We start from the raw sequence: 16,907 nt of genomic DNA, 5'->3' as shown, positions 1-16,907 counted from the left end.
GATCAGAATATCGGTTCGATCCGCTCCACGTTGTCGCGGGTGACAGCAATCGATGCGACGATACGTTCGCGCGTTGCCAGCCGGCCGCCATCGATCAGGTTCAGCGCGGCCTCGGCGCCTTCCCGGCCGAAAGTCGGGTAGGTGAAGCTGGCGTCGAGGTCACCGGCGCGAATGGCGTTGCGCGCCTCGGTGATGAAGTCGATGCCGGTGATCGGAATCTGCCGGGGATCGCGTCCCGCCTTCTTCAGTGCCATGATGGCGCCGAGTGCCATGCTGTCGGACTGGGCGTAGATGGCATCGAAGGCCAGGTTTTCGGCCAGGGCTTCCTCGACTTTCTGGATGGCCAGTGCGCGTTGCGAATCGGCACGCTTGACGGCGGCAATCTTCAGTCCGGGGTGTCTGGCCAGTTCGTCCATGAATCCCTCGGTACGCAGTTGTCCCGGGGTCGAGGTCGGGATGTGCTGCAACACCAGTATCCGGCCTTTGCCGTTCAGTCGCCTGGCCAGGTATTGCGCAGCCTGACGGGCGATGGCGCGGTTGTCGGCGGTGACGAAATGGGTGAATTCCTCGCCATTGACCCGCCGTGACAGCAGGATGACCGGAATGCCCCGGCGATGGATGCGGGCGATCGGTTCGCGCATCAGGTCGGCATCGCGCGGACTGGTGATCAGGATGTCGACGCCGCGTGCGGCGAACTGCTCGATGTCCTGGACCTGGCGGGCGGTGTCGCCGCCGGCGTCACTGAAGACGAACTCGATGTCGGGGCGTTTGCTGAAAGCCTGCTGCAGGTCGCGGACCTGGGCGGCGCGCCAGTCGTTGGCCATGGTGTCCTGGGCGAAGGCGACAACATGCTTGCGCTGCCGGGAGGGATTGGCAAATAACTGCGGCGCCAGGCTCAGCCCGAGGGCGAGCAGGCTAAATTGCCGGCGTTGCATGAGAGACTCCCTTCTCTTCTGTTTGGCGTCAGCGATTCTTGTGCCGCTGTCGCACCAATAGCTTCACTTTAACCCATTCACGGTCGCTTTTCGAGCCGTGACCAGCAAGTCATCGACTGTCGGCCAGCCAGTTGAGCAGGGCGTCGATGGCTTCGCCGCCGGCTTGGGCGCGCGGGTCGTTGATGAAAAAAGTCAGGGCGTGGCGGCGGCCGTTGGCGTCGAGCACATAGCCGGCGGCGGTGCGTACGCCGTTCAGTGTGCCCGTCTTGATATGCGCCCGGCCGCTGGCCGCGTCGCCGTTCAGGCGTTTCTTCATGGTGCCGTCGATACCGGCCAGCGGCAGGCTGGCGATGAATTCCGGCATCACCGGGCTGCGCCAGGCATCGAGCAGCAGGCGGTTCATGTTGCCGGCGCTGATCCGTTCGCTGCGCGACAGGCCGGAGCCGTTGTCGATGACCAGTTCGGGAAAGTCCAGGCGACGCGTGCGTAGCCAGTCAATGATGCGGCGCGTCGCCCGCTCGTTGCTGGCCGGTGCGCCATCGTTGCCGAGCGTCAGGAAAAGTTGGCGGGCCATGACGTTGTTGCTGTACTTGTTGATGTCGCGCACGACTTCGCCCAGTGCTGCGGATTCGTGGCGCACCAAGGCGACGGCGGTAGCCGGGGTCTGACCGGGGCGAACCTGGCCGTCGATGCGCCCGCCCAGTTCCTGCCATAACGCGAGAATCAGGCCGCTGGCATGGGCGTCGGCGGACAGCGGCGCCAGGTTGACCGTGCGTTCGCCGCACTGCACTGCGTAGCTGCCACGGATTTCCAGGCGACGGCTGCTGCCGTCGGGGATCAGCGCGAGCGCGATGCGGTCGCGCCAGTCGCCGGGGCAGGGGCCGTTCAGTGTCTGCAGGCGGTCGTCCACGATCAGGCCGGCACTGGGCGATTCCAGCCATGCCCGGGCTTGTCCGTCCGTCGTCAGCAGGGTGAAGCGCAGGGCCTGGAAATCGATCAGCAGGCCGTTGGGGCCGACGTTGTAGGCGCGCAACGGCTTGTTGTCGAAGGCGGCAGGATCGAAGGTCATGCTGGCGAAAACACTGCGATCGAGGACGATGTCGCCAGCGATGCGGTCGACGCCGCGGGTGCGCAACTGGCGCAGCAGCAGCCACAGGTGTTCGACGGTGAAGCGGGGGTCGCCGCTGCCCTTCAGGTACAGGTTGCCCGGCAGCGTGCCGCGTTCGACCGGCTGCTCGGCGAGGATGGTGGTTTGCCAGGTGTGAGCGGGGCCGAGCAGATTGAGTGCGGCATAGGTGGTGAGCAGTTTCATCACCGACGCCGGGTTCATGACCATTTCCGCATTGTGTGCGAGGGTCGGCGTCGCACTGTCGACCGGCTGGACGATCACGGCCACCTTGTCCAAGGGGATCTGCGCCGCCTGCAGGGCACGGACAACCGGCGGCGGGAGTTGGGCGAAGGTCGGGGTGCTGGCGGTCAGGGCCAGCAGCGACAACAAGAGGATGAAGGGGCGGGCGAGCATGGTGCGGCAGACGAAAAAATGGGGGTCTGAAGCCCCCATTCTACGTTGCCGTCGACCGGCGATCAGCGTTTGTACAGCTCGAAGCCGGAAATCAGGTCGGCCAGCGATTTCGAAGTCTGCAGCAATTCGGCCGAAGCCTGGCGGGCCTGGCGGGCGGCGTTGGTGTTCTGCTCGATCAGGTCGGTGATCTGCTGCATGCTGATGGCGACCTCTTCGCTGGCAATGCCCTGCTGGCGGGCAGCATCGGAAATCTGCCCGGCCATCAGGGAAACCTGGCTCGACGACTGGGTGATGCCTTCCAGACCAGCAACGCTCTCGCGCAGCTTGCCGATTCCGGTTTCGACTTCCTGCGAGGCGACGTCCATGCTGGCCACGGCCTGTGCGGTGACCGACTGGATTTCGCTGACCGTGGTATTGATGTCGGCGGTCGAGGTCGTTGTCCGTTCGGCCAGTTTGCGTACCTCGTCGGCCACCACGGCGAAGCCGCGCCCCTGCTCGCCGGCACGGGCAGCTTCGATGGCCGCGTTGAGCGCCAGCAGGTTGGTCTGGCTGGCGATGTCGGCGATGACGCTGGTAATGTCACCGATCTTGGCGATTGAGCGGTTCAACTGATCGATGGTGCCGTTCGAGGCATTGACGGCATCGACCACCCGGTTGGTCGCCGCCATGCTCTGGCTGATGTTGGTGTTGCTCTGGTTGACCTGGTTTTGTGATTCGCGGGCGGCACTGGCCGTGTCCTGGGCGTTGGCGGCAACTTCCTGGACCGACTGGCTGAATTCCTCGGTCGCGGCGGCCACACCCTCGACGCTGGCCTGCTGTTGCTCGGACTGCGAGGTAACCTGGGCCATCTGGGTTTCAAGCAGTTTGCTGCGCGAGTCGATGGCGCGCGAGGCGGCGTTGATCTCGTCGAGCATGGCTTTCAGGGTCCCCTGCATGACGCCGAGGTTGCATAGCAGCAGGCCGGTTTCGTCGCGGCCTTCGATGTCGATCTCGTCGGTCAGTTTGCCCTCGGCGATCCGGTCGAATTGGTCGATGGTCTTGCGGATGGGGCCGACGATGGCATTGACCAGGAAGGCGCCGCCAATGACCGCCAGCAGGACGGCAGCGACCAGCAGGCCGATGCTCAGATTGCGCACCCAGCGGTAGTGTGCGTCGGCCGCTTCGTAGCGGGCATTGGCGCCATCGGCGATGGCCTGGATCAGCGCCTGGCCATCGCGCTGCATCTCGGCGTAGAGCGGGTTGATGTTGCGCAGCAGCAGGACATTGGCGTCCATGAAGTTGCCCTGGCGCAGTAGGTCGCGGGCCTTGTTGATGCCTTCGCGAGAGAAGCGTTCGCGGGTCTCGCCGAACTTGTCGAGCAGCGCCTTTTCCTTGTCGGTCAGCGAAATGGCCTTGAGTCGGTCGAGCAGTTCGTTGATTTCCTTGCGGTTGTTCAGGGTGTTGTCGATGTGCAGGTCGATCGGGTGGTCGTGCAGTTTGGCAAACTGGCTGGACGTGTCGTGTTGCAGGCCGAGCATGATCTGCGAGCGGTTGTCCGAGAGCAGGAACATCATCCGGTTGACGATGTTGGACGGGACCAGGTTCTCGTTGTACAGGGCGATCAACTCGTCGTCGGTACTCTTCAGGCTGGTCAGGCCGACAATGCCGACCACGCTCATCAACACGACCAGCGCCGCCATGGTTGCCCAGATACGGGCGCGCAGCGACAGCGATTTACGACCGGTGGCCGGTAGACGGCCCTTCTGTCCGGCAGCAGCGTAGGCGGCTTCGGCGGCGGCGCGTTTGGCGCTGGGGGCCGGGGTGCGTACCGACATGTAGCCGGTGATCTGGCCATTCTTCTTGAGCGGGACGACAAAGGCCTCGACCCAGTAGAAATCGCCGTTCTTGCAGCGGTTCTTGACCATGCCGCGCCACGGCAGTCCCTTCTTCACCGTGCCCCACAAATCCTGGAAGGCGGCTTCCGGCATGTCCGGGTGGCGAACAAGATTGTGGCTCTTGCCGATCAGTTCGTCGCGGGTGAAGCCGCTGATGTTGACGAAGGCGTCGTTGGCATAGGTGATTATGCCCTTGAGGTCGGTGCGTGATACCAGATAGGTGTCACGGGGGAAATGCACTTCATGCTGGGTGACGGGCTGATTGTTTTTCATGTTGTGTCCGGAAGCGTGGCGATGGAGATGCTTAGCCCAGCAATATATAACGTTAGTAATAGCTCGTGTTGTTCGTCATGCTGATTTTGCAATGTGTCCAGATGTTGACGAAAAAAACCCGCCGGATGGGCGGGTTGTTGATGCGCCAGAAAGGCGTTTATTTTTCCAATTCGTAGACGATGTCGGCGCGGCGGTTTTCGGCCCAGGCCTCTTCGTTGCGGCCAAGCAGCTTGGGTTTTGCTTTACCCCAACTCTTGATGCTGACCTGTTGCTTGCCAGCGCCGTAGCCGAGCAGGGTGGCTCGTACCGTCTGCGCGCGATTCAGGCCCAGGCGCTGGTTATAACTGGCGCTGCCGCGTTCGTCGGCATGGCCTTCGACGCGTACCTTGGCATTCGGATTACGCGCCAGGTAGCGGGCGTGGGCGCTGATGACCGGGTCGTAATCGGCTTTGAGGTCGGCCTTGTCGAGGTCGAAATAGATGCTGCGTTGCGTGCGCAGGCCTTCTTCGTCCATGCGCATCGGCGCTTGCTCGACTTCGCGGGCGGCGACGGTCTGTGGGACCTGAAGCTCAGTCGGCACCGGCTGGCCGAGCAGACCGGGGTGCACCTTGAGGTTGCCGGTCTGGGCGACCTGGCGCGTACGGGACGGATCGTCGCTCGTGGCGCAGGCGCTGAGCAGGGAAGCAAGCAGGAGGGCAAGGAGCGTACGCATGGTGTTCTGGCATCCGGGAAAGCGAGAATGATATCCGCTCTCCCGCTTTCCGACCAGTTTGCTTTGGCCCGCCCCGGAAAACCCGCCCGCACGGCAGTGATATAATCGCCCACCGAAATTTGCACCTGGCGTTTTCCAGTGATCTTCACCCTAGGCATCAACCATCATTCAGCACCACTCGCCATCCGCGAGCGCGTCGCTTTCGGTGCTGACAAGCTGCACCATGCCCTGGCCGAGCTGGCACATGCCCAGGTGGTGCGCGAGGTTGCGATCCTGTCCACCTGCAACCGGACCGAGATCTATTGCGCTGCGGAGTCGCCGCAGCGGGTCATCGACTGGTTGACGGCCTATCACCAGGTCGCGCATGACGAACTGTCGCCCTTCCTTTATGTACACGATCAGCCGGCAGCGATCCGCCATGCGTTCCGTGTTGCCTGCGGACTGGACTCCATGGTCATCGGCGAGCCGCAGATCCTGGGGCAGGTCAAGGATGCGGTGCGTGCCGCGGAAGAGGTCGGGACGCTGGGCACGCAACTGCACAAGCTCTTCCAGCGCGCCTTTTCGGTGGCCAAGGAGGTGCGCAGCACAACCGCGATCGGCGCCAATATCGTTTCCATGGCCGCCGCCGGCGTGCATCTGGCCGAACGCATCTTCGATTCGATTGCCGGGCAGCGGGTGTTGTTCATCGGCGCCGGCGAGATGATTGAATTGTGCGCAGCGCATTTCTGCGCCGAACAGCCGAAACAGGTGACGATCGCCAACCGCACTGTCGAACGCGGTCGCGAACTGGCCGAGCGCTACGGTGGCAAGGCCATCCGGCTCGATGAACTGGCCGACGCCCTGCCGCAGCACGACATCGTCGTCTCCTGTACCGCCAGTCCGCTGCCGATCATCGGCCTGGGCATGGCCGAACGGGCGATCAAGGCACGCCGGCACCGGCCAATCTTCATCGTCGACCTGGCGGTGCCGCGCGACGTCGAGGAGGAAGTCGGCGAACTCGACGACGTTTTCCTGTATACCGTCGACGACCTGGCCCAGATTGTCGAAAGCGGCATGGAGTCGCGGCAGGCTGCCGTGGTCGAAGCCGAGGACATCATCGGCCAGCGGGTCCGCGAGTTCGTCGGCTGGTTGCAGTCGCGGGACACGGTGCCAGTGATCCGCGCCTTGCGCGACTCGGCTGACCGGATCCGACGCCACGAGGTCGAGCACGCGCTCAAGGCCCTGGGCAAGGGCGAAGCGCCGGAGAAAGTGGTCGAACAACTGGCGCAGCGCTTGAGCAACAAGTTCCTGCACGCACCGACCAGCACCCTCAATGCGGCCGACGGTGAGGACCGCGTGCAGTTGCATGCGGCGGTCGAACGACTGTTCCACCTGCGCAGCGGCGACTGAGGTCGTCGGGCCTTACTGGCCCTGAGGATTGCCCCGGTTGAGGACAACGCGGTTGCGTCCGGTGCGCTTGGCTTCGAGCAGAGCGTCGTCGGCTGCAGCAATCAACGACGAGGCGGTCAGGTAGTCCGGTAGCGCGGCAACGCCGCAACTGAGCGTGGCACGCAGGGTGCCGTGGGCATGGGCGTGCGGCAGTTGCGAGAAATCCTCGCGAATCTGTTCGATCAGTCCGATCGCCTGGGCCGGGTCGATGCCGGGCAGGGCAATGATGAATTCCTCTCCGCCATAGCGACCGACCAGGTCGGTGCTGCGCAAACGGCCGCGCAACAGCCAGGCGACACTGCGGATGACCTGGTCGCCGACCGGGTGCCCGTAGTTGTCGTTGATCGTCTTGAAGCGGTCGATGTCGATCATCGCCACGACCAGTTGCCCGTCGGGTTGCGCTGCGTGCAGCAGGCGCTCGACCTGGACCTTCGAGGTTGAATGGTTGAACAGGCCGGTCAGGCTGTCGTGCTGGCCGGAATAGAGCATTTCCCGGTAGCGCTCGATCTTGGTCTTGACCACTGAGGCGAGGATGATCGGGTTGACCGGCTTGGTCAGGAACTGGTCGCCGCCCAGGCGCAGCGCCTCGACCTGTTGCACGATGTCGTTCTCGCTCGACAGGTAGATCACCGGCAGCGCCTGGTATTCGGGAATCTGGCGCAAAGCGCTGGTGACTTCGACGCCGGTGCAGAAGGGCATGTACATGTCCATCAGGATGGCGTCGGGACGGTATTCGTTGGCCACTTCGAAGAGTAGTCGCGGGTCGTTGATCGCCTTGCTGTCGATGCCGTGCTGCGACAGCGAGCGGCGGATGTGGGCGATGGCGGTGGCCGAATCTTCGACGATGAGCACCCGGTGCATTTCCTGTTCGTGCATTTCGACCAGGTCGAGGATGCGCGACAGCACGTCGCTGACCTTGTTGCCGACCGGTACGCAGGCATCGGCGCCGGCACGCTGGAGCAGGACGATGCTCTGCAGGTTGGACGGCACCGACAGGCAGTAGAAATAGCTGGTCGGGAAACGGGTGCGCAGGGCGATGATCGCCGAGATGGCGGCCGGCGGGTAGGCACGTCCCTCGACATCGGGGATGAAGGTGATGGCCAGCGGCGGTTCGTCGTTGGCCGGTTGCTCGCCCCAGCGCGCTTCTTCCGGGGTGAAGCCGAAGAAGCCGAGTTGTTCGGCCAGCGATGCCGACCACGGGTGGTTTTCCCGGGAAACGATTAGGACGCGGCGGGGCTGGTTCCAGCAGTCGCCGATTTGTCCTTCCGCCGTGTCCAGCGTGCGTCGGGCCAGGATGGCCGGGGTTTCGTGGCGGCGCAATTCCCCGAGAATGATCTGCAACTTGCGCTCGATGGCCACCGCCTGGTCGAGCGGGATGGGGTGCATCTCGCGGTCGGCGAAGAAGGTCAGCGCGGTGTTTTCCAGTTCCTGGCAGGCGCGTACCAGGCCGGGCAGGTGCTGACGATGCAACTGTTCGGTCAGGCCGTTCAGCGACAGCGTGAATTCGACGAAAAGGTCGAACTCACCAGAGCTGCGATAGCTTTGCCAGCCACGTTCGAGGGTGGCGGCCAGGGCTACGATGGAATTTGGGAAGGAGGACATTGCGTCGCTTTTCGGGAATGCGTGATTATGCGGCTCGCAGAATGACAAGGCAATCTCGGTCGATTCCCGGGGGATGGTGAACTCGGGTACCATAACGCCCCTTTCCAGCGCTTTCGCCGGCCCGGCCCCATCAATGAAACCGAGCATCCGCCAAAAACTCGATCTGCTGGTCGACCGTCTCGACGAGATCGACCGCATGCTGTCGGCACCGGAAACCGCCGGCGACATGGAGCAGTTCCGCAAGCTGTCGCGCGAGCGCGCCGAGGTCGAACCGGTGATCGTTCATTTCAACGCCTTCCGCCAGGCCGAGCAGGATCTCGCCGAGGCCGAGGCGATGCGTGACGACCCGGAAATGCGCGATTTTGCCGAAGAAGAAATCGCCGCCGCCAAGGCGCGCCTGCCCGAGCTGGAAGTCGAACTGCAGAAACTGCTGCTGCCGAAAGACCCCAACGACGAGCGCAGCGTGCTGCTGGAAATCCGCGCTGGCACCGGCGGCGACGAGTCGGCGCTGTTCGCCGGCGACCTCTTCCGCATGTATTCGCGCTACGCCGAGCGCCAGCGCTGGCAGGTCGAGGTGTTGTCGGCGAGCGAGTCGGAGCTCGGCGGCTACCGCGAAATCATCTGCCGCATCGCCGGCTACGGCGCCTATTCGCGCCTGAAGTTCGAGTCCGGCGGCCACCGCGTCCAGCGCGTGCCGGAAACCGAAACCCAGGGTCGCATCCATACCTCAGCCTGCACCGTGGCGATCATGCCGGAAGCAGACGAGGTCGAGGACGTCAACCTCAACCCGGCCGACCTGCGCATCGACACCTTCCGCGCGTCCGGCGCCGGCGGCCAGCACATCAACAAGACCGACTCGGCGGTGCGCATCACCCACATCCCGACCGGTATCGTTGCCGAATGCCAGGACGGCCGCTCGCAGCACGCCAACAAGGCGTCGGCGATGAAGGTGCTGGCGGCACGGATCAAGGACGTGCAGGTGCGCGCCCAGCAGAGTCACATCGCCAGCACGCGCAAGAACCTGATCGGCTCCGGCGACCGTTCCGAGCGCATCCGCACCTACAACTTCCCGCAGGGGCGGATCACCGATCACCGCATCAACCTGACGCTGTACAAGATCGCCGCGATCATGGACGGCGACATGGACGAACTGCTCGGCGCACTGGCTGCCGAACACCAGGCCGACCTGCTGGCCGAACTGGCCGAGCAGCAATGACGCTGGGCGAGGCGCTGGCCGCGGCGCGGCAGAAGATCGACCGGCTCGACGCCCGCCTGCTGCTCGAATACGCCACCGGCTGTACCCACGCCGACCTGCTGGCGCGTCCGGAAACCCCGGTGATCGCGCCGGCGTATGCGCAGTTCGCCGAGTGGGTCGAGCGGCGCGCCGCCGGCGAACCGCTGGCCTATCTGGTCGGCGAAGCCGAATTCCGCGGCCGGGTGTTCCAGGTTTCGCCCGAGGTGCTGATCCCGAGGCCGGAAACCGAAGTCTTGATCGATCTTGCGGTCGACCGTCTGAAAACGCAAAAAACCGCGCGTGTCGTCGATCTCGGCACCGGCTCCGGCATCGTCGCCATCTCGCTGGCGCTCGAATGTCCGCAGACCGGGATTGTTGCGGTCGACCTGTCGCCCGGGGCAATTTCCGTTGCCCGCAACAACGCCGGCCGGCTCGGTGCCGCTGTCGATTTCCGCCTGGGTGACTGGTTCGCGCCGCTGACCGGCGAGCGTTTCGACCTGATCGTCTCCAACCCGCCCTACGTCGCCGACGGCGATCCGCACCTGCGCCGGGACGGCCTCCCCTTCGAGCCGCAGATGGCCCTGAGCGATCTCGAACCGGGCGGCAACGGCCTGGCCTGCATCCGCCGCATCGTCGCCGCCGCACCCGCTTTCCTCAAGCCTGGTGGCTGGCTCTTGTTCGAACATGGTTACGACCAGGGCGAAGCCAGCCGGAACTTATTGACCGCCGCCGGGTTCAAAGCGGCGTTCACCCATCCCGACCTTGCCGGCACCGATCGCGTGTCCGGCGGCCAACTGTAATCCTCTGGAGCCAGCATGTCCGACGTTCAGCAACGCATCCACGAAACCGTCACCAACAACCCGGTCGTCCTCTACATGAAGGGCGACGCGCGCTTCCCGCAGTGCGGCTTCTCGGCCGCCGTCGTCCAGGTGCTCAAGCTGTGCGGCGTCACCGACTTCGTCACGGTCAACGTGCTCGCCGACGAGGAAATCCGCCAGGGCGTCAAGGAATACGCCAACTGGCCGACCATTCCGCAGCTCTACATCAAGGGCGAATTCATCGGCGGCTGCGACATCGTCAAGGAAATGTACCAGTCCGGCGAACTGCAACCGCTGCTTGCCGACATCGCCAAGCCCTGAGTTTTCGTTTCGCCAATGACAAAGCCCGCCGATTGGCGGGCTTTGTCATTCCAGGTTTGCCGGAATCAGACTTCGGCGACCAGAAATTCGATGCTCGGGCCGTCCATGACCACTTCCTTGACCGCGCAATGAGCGATGCTGTCGAGGATGGCGGCCTTCTGCTCGGCGTTGAAATGCTCGGGGAAACGCACGTCGGTCTTGAACTTGGCCAGCGTCAGCGGACCCTTGGGGCCGGCGAAGGGCTTGCAGTCGATGGCGATGCCTTCGGCCGAGATGCCGAGTTCCTTGCACGCTTTTTTGGCATAGACGGCGGCGCAGGCGGCCAGGGTGGCGTAGAAGCCTTCGAGCGGGTTCATCAGGCTGCCGTTGAGGGCGAAACTGGTTTCGTGCTTGCCGGTGCTGACCTTGATCAGCGGGGTGCTGTCGACGATGGTGCTGTACATGCTGTTCTGCCTTTGGTTATTGATGTGTGCTTATATATTAAGTCGCTAATATGCAGCGAGGCAACTGGCAGCGCTTCATAAGCTCAGCATTTTTTCTCGCTTCGTCGCGACGGCGGCGCTGGGTACATTTCCTCGACCCCAATCAAACCGAGGAAAAAACCATGATCTTCAAATCAAGCCGTCGCCAGTTGCTGGCCTTGCTCCTGGCTGCCGTTGCGCCCCTGTCGTTTGCCCAGAGCAATGAATTGAGCCTGCTAAATGTTTCCTACGATCCGACGCGCGAGCTCTACCAGGCCTTCAACCCCGAATTTTCGCGTTACTGGAAGGAGAAAACCGGCCAGTCGGTCACCGTCAGGCAGTCGCACGGTGGCTCCGGCAAGCAGGCGCGGTCGGTCATCGACGGGCTCGACGCCGATGTGGTGACACTGGCGCTGGCCTACGACATCGATGCGATTGCCGAAAAATCGGGCAAGCTGCCGGCCGACTGGCAGAAGCGCCTGCCGCACAACGCCTCGCCCTACGCGTCGACGATTGTCTTCCTGGTGCGTAAGGGCAACCCCAAGGGGATCAAGGACTGGGACGACCTGGTCAAGCCCGGTGTGCAGGTGATCACGCCCAATCCCAAGACTTCCGGCGGCGCCCGCTGGAACTACCTGGCGGCTTGGGGCTATGCCCTGAAGAAGGGCGGCAGCGAGGTGGCGGCACGCGATTACGTCAGCCGCTTGCTGAAGAATGTGCCGGTCCTCGATCCGGCCGCCCGCGGTGCGACCAACACCTTCGTCCAGCGCGGGCTGGGCGACGTGCTGCTGGCCTGGGAGAACGAGGCCTTCCTGTCGATCAACGAACTGGGTCCGGACAAGTTCGAGATCGTCGTGCCCTCCATTTCCATCCTGGCCGAGCCGCCGGTGGCAGTGGTCGATGCGGTGGCGCGAAAGCGCGGGACCGAAGCCGTCGCTCGGGCTTACCTCGAATACCTGTATTCGCCGGTCGGGCAGAAACTTGCGGCCCGTCACTACTACCGTCCGATCAAGCCGGAACTGGCCGATGCCCGCGATGTGGCGCGTTTTCCCAAGGTCAATTTCATCCGCATCGACGATCTCGGTGGCTGGCAGGCGGCGCAGCAGAAGCATTTCAGCGACGGCGGCAGCTTCGACCAGATCTACGGCCGCTGAATCATGAAACAGCCCGTCCTGATCCTGCCGGGCTATCTCGGCAGCGGTCCTGCTCACTGGCAGAGCTGGCTTGAGCGGCAATTGCCGGAAGCCCGGCGGGTCGAAGGCATAGCCTGGCAGGCGCCGCAACTCGGGCGCTGGGCCGGGCGTGTCGGCGATGCCATCGACCGGGCCGACGGCCCGGTCTGGCTGGTCGCCCACAGTTTCGGCTGCCTCGCCGGTGTGATTGCCGCATCGATCCGGCCGGAGCGGGTGGCTGGCGCCTTGCTGGTGGCGCCGGCCGATCCGGAGCGCTTTGCCGAAGCCGGTTTCCGTCAGCGCGACGAAAGCAGCATCGCCCGCTGGCTCTATGACACCTGGCTGGCTTGTCCGAGCCTGGTCGTCGCCAGCACCAACGACCCCTGGATGAACTTTGCCAGCGCCGCCTACTGGGCCGACCGCTGGGGCAGCCGGCTGCACTGCCTGGGGGCGGTCGGTCACATCAATGTCGATTCCGGTTTCGGCCCCTGGCCGGATGGTCTGGCGATGCTGCGTGCGATGCAGGCGGCCCAGGGCAGTTTCCTGGTCGGCGAAGTGCTCGATGCGGCCTCGTTTAGCTGAATAACGAATATAAAAATCGATTTTTATTAGTTTGGCTGCTAAGCCCTCGTGCCTACACTGCCGCATCGTTTCTTTCCGGAGTCCTGCCATGTCGCAATCCAACACCTACCCGGCTGTCAGCAGCGTCACCTTCACGCAGAAGCTGGGCAGCTGGGCGGCGGTGCAGAAGGCGCATTTTGCCGACGGCGCCCTGTATGACCAGATCGTCGCGAGGAAGTAATGACCGCAACAAGAACCTTCCGCGTGTTGCCGGGCTTCAATCTGACGCTCGGTTACACGCTGGGCTACCTGTCGCTGCTGATCCTGATCCCGCTGTCGGCGGTCTTCCTGAAGACCTTCGGGATGGGTTGGGCGCGCTTCGTCGAGGTGGTTACGGCGCCGCAGGTCGTCGCCACCTACAAGCTGTCGTTCGGCGCCTCCTTGCTGGCGGCAGCCATCAACGCGGTGTTCGGCCTGATGCTGGCGTGGGCGCTGGTGCGTTACAGCTTTCCCGGCAAGAAGATCGTCGATGCCCTGGTCGATCTGCCGTTCGCGCTGCCGACCGCCGTGGCCGGCATTGCGCTGACCGCGCTCTATGCCAAGAACGGCTGGCTCGGCCAGTATCTGGAGGAGATCGGCATCAAGGTCGCCTTCACGCCGCTCGGCGTGCTGGTGGCGCTGGTCTTCATCGGCCTGCCGTTTGTCGTGCGTACCGTGCAGCCGATCCTGGAAGACCTCGACACCGAACTCGAAGAAGCCGCCGCCAGTCTCGGCGCGCAACGCTGGCAGACCTTCCGCCACGTCATCTTCCCGATCCTGCTGCCGGCGCTGCTGACCGGTTTCGCGCTGGCCTTTGCCCGCGCGGTCGGTGAGTACGGCTCGGTCATCTTCATCGCCGGCAATCTGCCTTTCGTCTCCGAAATCACGCCGCTGATGATCATCACCAAGCTCGAACAGTACGACTACCAGGGGGCGACGGCCATTGCCTCAGTGATGCTCGTCTTCTCCTTCATCCTGCTGTTGATCATCAATGGCCTGCAGGCCTGGACCGCCAAACGCACCGGGAGGGATCGGTAATGGCCGGCGCAACCACCATGCACCTGGGCGGCAATCACGCTGCCCGCTTCGAGAACAAGGCAGCGACCAGCGAAACACCGCTGGTCAAATGGACCATCCTGGCCATTGCCCTGACTTTCTTCACCGTCTTCCTGCTGATGCCGTTGATCGCAGTGTTTGTCGAAGCCTTCCGTAAAGGCTGGGAAACCTACGTCACCGCGCTGGTCGATCCGGATGCCTTGTCGGCAATCAAGCTGACCCTGCTGGCGGCGGCCGTTTCGGTGCCGCTCAACCTGGTCTTCGGTGTCGCGGCAGCCTGGGCGATCGCCAAGTTCGAGTTCCGCGGCAAGCAGTTCCTGATCACCCTGATCGACCTGCCGTTCTCGGTCTCGCCGGTCATCGCCGGTCTGGTCTTCGTGCTGATCTTCGGTGCCCAGGGCTGGTTCGGTAGCTGGCTGATCGACAACGACATCAAGATCATCTTTGCCGTGCCGGGCATCGTGCTGGCCAGCGTCTTCGTCACCTTTCCCTTCATCGCCCGCGAACTGATCCCGCTGATGCAGGCGCAAGGCAAGGAAGAGGAAGAGGCGGCCGTGGTTCTCGGTGCCAAAGGCTGGCAGGTGTTCTGGTACGTCACGCTGCCCAACATCAAGTGGGGCCTGATGTACGGCGTGATCCTGACCAACGCCCGGGCGATGGGCGAGTTCGGCGCGGTCAGCGTCGTCTCCGGCCACATCCGCGGGCAGACCAACACGCTGCCGCTGCACGTCGAAATCCTCTACAACGAATACATGTTCTCGGCGGCCTTCGCCGTGGCCTCGCTGCTGGCCTTGCTGGCACTGGTCACGCTGGTCATCAAGAACTGGGTCGAGCATCAGGCGGCCCGCTCCTACCGAGACACCCAGGAATCCGCATCATGAGCATCCAGGTCAAGAACATTCACAAGCAGTTCGGCGCTTTCACCGCGCTGGACGACATCACCCTCGACTTCCCGACCGGCGAGCTGGTCGCCCTGCTGGGGCCTTCGGGCTGCGGCAAGACCACGCTGCTGCGCATCATCGCCGGGCTGGAACAGGCCGATTCCGGCCAGGTCCTGCTCGACGGCGACGATGCTTCCAGCACTCATGTCCGGGAGCGCCAGGTCGGCTTCGTCTTCCAGCACTACGCCCTGTTCAAGCACATGACCGTGTTCGACAACGTCGCCTTCGGCATGCGCATGAAACCGCGCGGCCAGCGGCCGTCGGAAGCGAAGATCAAGGACAAGGTGCATGAGCTCCTCAACCTCGTCCAGCTCGACTGGCTGGCCGACCGCTTTCCGTCGCAACTGTCCGGCGGTCAGCGTCAGCGCATCGCGCTGGCCCGGGCGCTGGCGGTCGAACCGCGCGTGCTGCTGCTCGACGAGCCGTTCGGCGCGCTCGACGCCAAGGTGCGCAAGGAACTGCGCCGCTGGTTGCGCAAGCTGCACGACGAACTGCACATCACCTCGATCTTCGTCACCCACGACCAGGAAGAGGCGCTCGAAGTCGCCGACCGCGTCGTGTTGATGGACCACGGCAAGGTCGAGCAGATCGGCACCCCGGAAGAGGTCTATCGCCACCCGGCGACGCCCTTCGTCTATGGCTTCCTCGGCTCGGTCAATTTCTTCCACGGTCGGGTCGAAGGCGAAGCCGTTCGCGTCGGCGACGACACCTTGCCGCACGAGCCGCACGATTTCGATCACGGTGCCGAGGTGGTTGCCTTTGCCCGGCCGCATGAACTGGATATCGACACCGATCCGGCGTCGACCGCCGGCATCGCCGCGCGCATCAACCGTGTGCTCGCCTTCGGTGTCACCGCCCGGGTCGAGCTGGATGGCATCAATGGTTCGAGTGGCCAGCATTTCGAGGTTGAACTGACCCGCGAGCGGGTCAGCGAACTTGGGCTCAAGGATGGACAGGCCGTGCGGTTGGTCCCGTCCCGCCTGAAGGTATTCGAACGCGAAGGAGCGTCCGCATGAATTTCCAGCAACTGCGCATCATCCGCGAGACGGTGCGCCGCAACTTCAACCTGACCGAAGTCGGCAACGCGCTATTCACGTCGCAGTCGGGTGTTTCCAAGCACATCAAGGATCTCGAGGACGAACTCGGCGTCGAGTTGTTCGTGCGCAAGGGCAAACGCCTGCTTGGTCTGACCGATCCGGGCAAGGACCTGCTGGTCCTGGTCGAGCGCATGCTGCACGACGCGCGCAACATCAAGACGCTGGCCGAACAGTACAGCCAGCGGGACGTTGGACAGCTGACCGTCGCCGCAACGCACACCCAGGCCCGGTACGCCTTGCCGCGGGTGATCGCCGAGTTCAAGAAGGCTTTTCCGCGCGTGCATCTGAAATTGCACCAGGGCAGCCCGCAGGAAATCGTTGACCTGCTGCTTGAGGGTGAAGCCGACATCGGCATCGCCACCGAAGCTGTCGCCGGGCATCCTGAACTGGCGGCTTTCGATTTCTATCACTGGCACCATGCGCTGGTCGTGCCGGCCGGGCACGCGTTGTTAACGGCTGCCCGGCCCAGCCTGGAGGCGATTGCCGAGTATCCGGTGATCACCTATCACGAGGGCTTCACCGGCCGGGCCGGCATCGACCGTGTCTTTGCCGAGGCCGGGCTGGTGCCGGATGTCGTCATGTCGGCGCTTGATGCGGACGTGATCAAGACCTATGTCGAACTGGAGCTGGGGATCGGCATCGTCGCTTCGATGGCCTTTCACCCCAAGCGCGACGAAGGCCTGGTGATGATCGACTGCCAGCACCTCTTCCCCTTGAACACCACGCATATTGCGATCCGGCGCGGCCATTACCTGCGCGGTTTCGCCTACCGCTTCATCGAGTTGTGCGCACCGGCGCTGAACGAGGCCAGGGTGCGGGCGGTCAGCGATCCGGGCGCGCGCCGTGAAGAGGATTTATGAT

Annotated in this window: 17 protein-coding genes; 11 read left to right on the top strand and 6 right to left on the bottom strand. The window is 63.8% G+C overall.

The features are described 5' to 3' along the window. Nucleotides 1-2: 2 nt before the first annotated feature. From AADV58_RS16345 to AADV58_RS16330, 4 genes are all read right to left on the bottom strand, one after another. Nucleotides 3-935, bottom strand: coding sequence for a substrate-binding domain-containing protein (locus AADV58_RS16345; protein WP_341743710.1), 933 nt, complete (start codon nt 933-935; stop codon nt 3-5). 109 nt (nt 936-1,044) lie between these two features. Then, nucleotides 1,045-2,496 carry a D-alanyl-D-alanine carboxypeptidase/D-alanyl-D-alanine endopeptidase gene (gene dacB, locus AADV58_RS16340; RefSeq protein ID WP_281985615.1) on the bottom strand — a complete coding sequence of 484 codons (1,452 nt, stop codon included), beginning with the start codon at nt 2,494-2,496 and terminating at the stop codon, nt 1,045-1,047. 23 nt (nt 2,497-2,519) lie between these two features. Further along, on the bottom strand, nt 2,520-4,604 hold the full coding sequence (locus AADV58_RS16335) for a methyl-accepting chemotaxis protein (RefSeq protein ID WP_028994230.1): 2,085 nt from the start codon (nt 4,602-4,604) through the stop codon (nt 2,520-2,522). 157 nt (nt 4,605-4,761) lie between these two features. Beyond that, nucleotides 4,762-5,316 (bottom strand): OmpA family protein, encoded by a 555-nt coding sequence (locus AADV58_RS16330; protein ID WP_341743709.1) that lies wholly within the window; start codon nt 5,314-5,316, stop codon nt 4,762-4,764. A gap of 138 nt (nt 5,317-5,454) precedes the next feature. Between AADV58_RS16330 and hemA the strand changes: the two genes are divergently transcribed. Then, the gene (gene hemA / locus AADV58_RS16325; protein WP_028994232.1) at nt 5,455-6,705 is read left to right on the top strand and encodes a glutamyl-tRNA reductase; all 1,251 of its coding nucleotides are present in this window, start codon (nt 5,455-5,457) and stop codon (nt 6,703-6,705) included. 12 nt (nt 6,706-6,717) lie between these two features. On the opposite strand, the gene AADV58_RS16320 is transcribed toward hemA, so the two are convergent. Continuing rightward, nucleotides 6,718-8,346 carry a diguanylate cyclase gene (locus tag AADV58_RS16320; RefSeq protein ID WP_051295334.1) on the bottom strand — a complete coding sequence of 543 codons (1,629 nt, stop codon included), beginning with the start codon at nt 8,344-8,346 and terminating at the stop codon, nt 6,718-6,720. A 133-nt stretch (nt 8,347-8,479) separates the two neighbouring features. On the opposite strand from AADV58_RS16320, the gene prfA reads away from it, so the two are divergent. The 3 genes from prfA to grxD are packed head-to-tail and all read left to right on the top strand — an operon-like array spanning nt 8,480 to nt 10,719. After that, nucleotides 8,480-9,562, top strand: a complete 1,083-nt coding sequence (gene prfA / locus AADV58_RS16315; RefSeq protein ID WP_028994234.1) for a peptide chain release factor 1 — start codon at nt 8,480-8,482, stop codon at nt 9,560-9,562. Continuing rightward, nucleotides 9,559-10,380 carry a peptide chain release factor N(5)-glutamine methyltransferase gene (prmC, locus tag AADV58_RS16310; RefSeq protein WP_028994235.1) on the top strand — a complete coding sequence of 274 codons (822 nt, stop codon included), beginning with the start codon at nt 9,559-9,561 and terminating at the stop codon, nt 10,378-10,380. The genes prfA and prmC overlap by 4 nt, the downstream gene beginning before the upstream one ends. 15 nt (nt 10,381-10,395) lie before the next feature. Continuing rightward, nucleotides 10,396-10,719, top strand: a complete 324-nt coding sequence (grxD, locus tag AADV58_RS16305) for a Grx4 family monothiol glutaredoxin (RefSeq protein ID WP_028994236.1) — start codon at nt 10,396-10,398, stop codon at nt 10,717-10,719. 65 nt (nt 10,720-10,784) lie between these two features. Here grxD and AADV58_RS16300 read toward each other — a convergent pair whose 3' ends face one another. Further along, nucleotides 10,785-11,162 (bottom strand): OsmC family protein, encoded by a 378-nt coding sequence (locus AADV58_RS16300; RefSeq protein ID WP_028994237.1) that lies wholly within the window; start codon nt 11,160-11,162, stop codon nt 10,785-10,787. 161 nt (nt 11,163-11,323) lie between these two features. On the opposite strand from AADV58_RS16300, the gene AADV58_RS16295 reads away from it, so the two are divergent. From AADV58_RS16295 to AADV58_RS16265, 7 genes are all read left to right on the top strand, one after another. Continuing rightward, nucleotides 11,324-12,334 carry a sulfate ABC transporter substrate-binding protein gene (locus AADV58_RS16295; protein ID WP_341743708.1) on the top strand — a complete coding sequence of 337 codons (1,011 nt, stop codon included), beginning with the start codon at nt 11,324-11,326 and terminating at the stop codon, nt 12,332-12,334. A 3-nt stretch (nt 12,335-12,337) separates the two neighbouring features. Continuing rightward, entirely contained in the window at nt 12,338-12,934 is a 597-nt protein-coding gene (locus tag AADV58_RS16290; RefSeq protein ID WP_341743707.1) for an alpha/beta hydrolase, read from the top strand. An 88-nt stretch (nt 12,935-13,022) separates the two neighbouring features. Next, nucleotides 13,023-13,154 carry a hypothetical protein gene (locus AADV58_RS16285; RefSeq protein WP_281170378.1) on the top strand — a complete coding sequence of 44 codons (132 nt, stop codon included), beginning with the start codon at nt 13,023-13,025 and terminating at the stop codon, nt 13,152-13,154. Next, nucleotides 13,154-13,990 carry a sulfate ABC transporter permease subunit CysT gene (gene cysT / locus AADV58_RS16280; protein WP_028994239.1) on the top strand — a complete coding sequence of 279 codons (837 nt, stop codon included), beginning with the start codon at nt 13,154-13,156 and terminating at the stop codon, nt 13,988-13,990. The genes AADV58_RS16285 and cysT overlap by 1 nt, the downstream gene beginning before the upstream one ends. Continuing rightward, a complete protein-coding gene (cysW, locus tag AADV58_RS16275; protein ID WP_341743706.1) occupies nt 13,990-14,889 on the top strand; it encodes a sulfate ABC transporter permease subunit CysW in 900 nt (299 codons plus the stop codon). Before cysT ends, cysW begins: the two co-directional genes overlap by 1 nt. Beyond that, a complete protein-coding gene (locus AADV58_RS16270) occupies nt 14,886-15,965 on the top strand; it encodes a sulfate/molybdate ABC transporter ATP-binding protein (protein ID WP_028994241.1) in 1,080 nt (359 codons plus the stop codon). Before cysW ends, AADV58_RS16270 begins: the two co-directional genes overlap by 4 nt. Next, nucleotides 15,962-16,906: a CysB family HTH-type transcriptional regulator gene (locus AADV58_RS16265; protein WP_028994242.1), complete on the top strand. Its 945-nt coding sequence runs from the start codon at nt 15,962-15,964 to the stop codon at nt 16,904-16,906. Before AADV58_RS16270 ends, AADV58_RS16265 begins: the two co-directional genes overlap by 4 nt. Nucleotide 16,907: the final 1 nt, after the last annotated feature.

It is taken from the genome of Azonexus hydrophilus (assembly GCF_038368255.1).
GTDB classification, from domain to species: domain Bacteria; phylum Pseudomonadota; class Gammaproteobacteria; order Burkholderiales; family Rhodocyclaceae; genus Azonexus; species Azonexus hydrophilus.
The sequence above is the reverse complement of the archived record's forward strand: the minus strand, read 5'-3'. Positions and strand labels throughout refer to the sequence as shown.

Coding starts and splice junctions, on each gene's coding strand:
- AADV58_RS16320 (WP_051295334.1), bottom strand. CDS start 8,346: ATGTCCTCCTTCCCAAATTCCATCGTAGCCCTGGCCGCCACCCTCGAA.
- dacB (WP_281985615.1), bottom strand. CDS start 2,496: ATGGGGGCTTCAGACCCCCATTTTTTCGTCTGCCGCACCATGCTCGCC.
- AADV58_RS16295 (WP_341743708.1), top strand. CDS start 11,324: ATGATCTTCAAATCAAGCCGTCGCCAGTTGCTGGCCTTGCTCCTGGCT.
- AADV58_RS16265 (WP_028994242.1), top strand. CDS start 15,962: ATGAATTTCCAGCAACTGCGCATCATCCGCGAGACGGTGCGCCGCAAC.
- prfA (WP_028994234.1), top strand. CDS start 8,480: ATGAAACCGAGCATCCGCCAAAAACTCGATCTGCTGGTCGACCGTCTC.
- grxD (WP_028994236.1), top strand. CDS start 10,396: ATGTCCGACGTTCAGCAACGCATCCACGAAACCGTCACCAACAACCCG.
- AADV58_RS16290 (WP_341743707.1), top strand. CDS start 12,338: ATGAAACAGCCCGTCCTGATCCTGCCGGGCTATCTCGGCAGCGGTCCT.
- cysW (WP_341743706.1), top strand. CDS start 13,990: ATGGCCGGCGCAACCACCATGCACCTGGGCGGCAATCACGCTGCCCGC.
- AADV58_RS16330 (WP_341743709.1), bottom strand. CDS start 5,316: ATGCGTACGCTCCTTGCCCTCCTGCTTGCTTCCCTGCTCAGCGCCTGC.
- AADV58_RS16270 (WP_028994241.1), top strand. CDS start 14,886: ATGAGCATCCAGGTCAAGAACATTCACAAGCAGTTCGGCGCTTTCACC.
- prmC (WP_028994235.1), top strand. CDS start 9,559: ATGACGCTGGGCGAGGCGCTGGCCGCGGCGCGGCAGAAGATCGACCGG.
- cysT (WP_028994239.1), top strand. CDS start 13,154: ATGACCGCAACAAGAACCTTCCGCGTGTTGCCGGGCTTCAATCTGACG.
- AADV58_RS16345 (WP_341743710.1), bottom strand. CDS start 935: ATGCAACGCCGGCAATTTAGCCTGCTCGCCCTCGGGCTGAGCCTGGCG.
- AADV58_RS16285 (WP_281170378.1), top strand. CDS start 13,023: ATGTCGCAATCCAACACCTACCCGGCTGTCAGCAGCGTCACCTTCACG.
- AADV58_RS16300 (WP_028994237.1), bottom strand. CDS start 11,162: ATGTACAGCACCATCGTCGACAGCACCCCGCTGATCAAGGTCAGCACC.
- AADV58_RS16335 (WP_028994230.1), bottom strand. CDS start 4,604: ATGAAAAACAATCAGCCCGTCACCCAGCATGAAGTGCATTTCCCCCGT.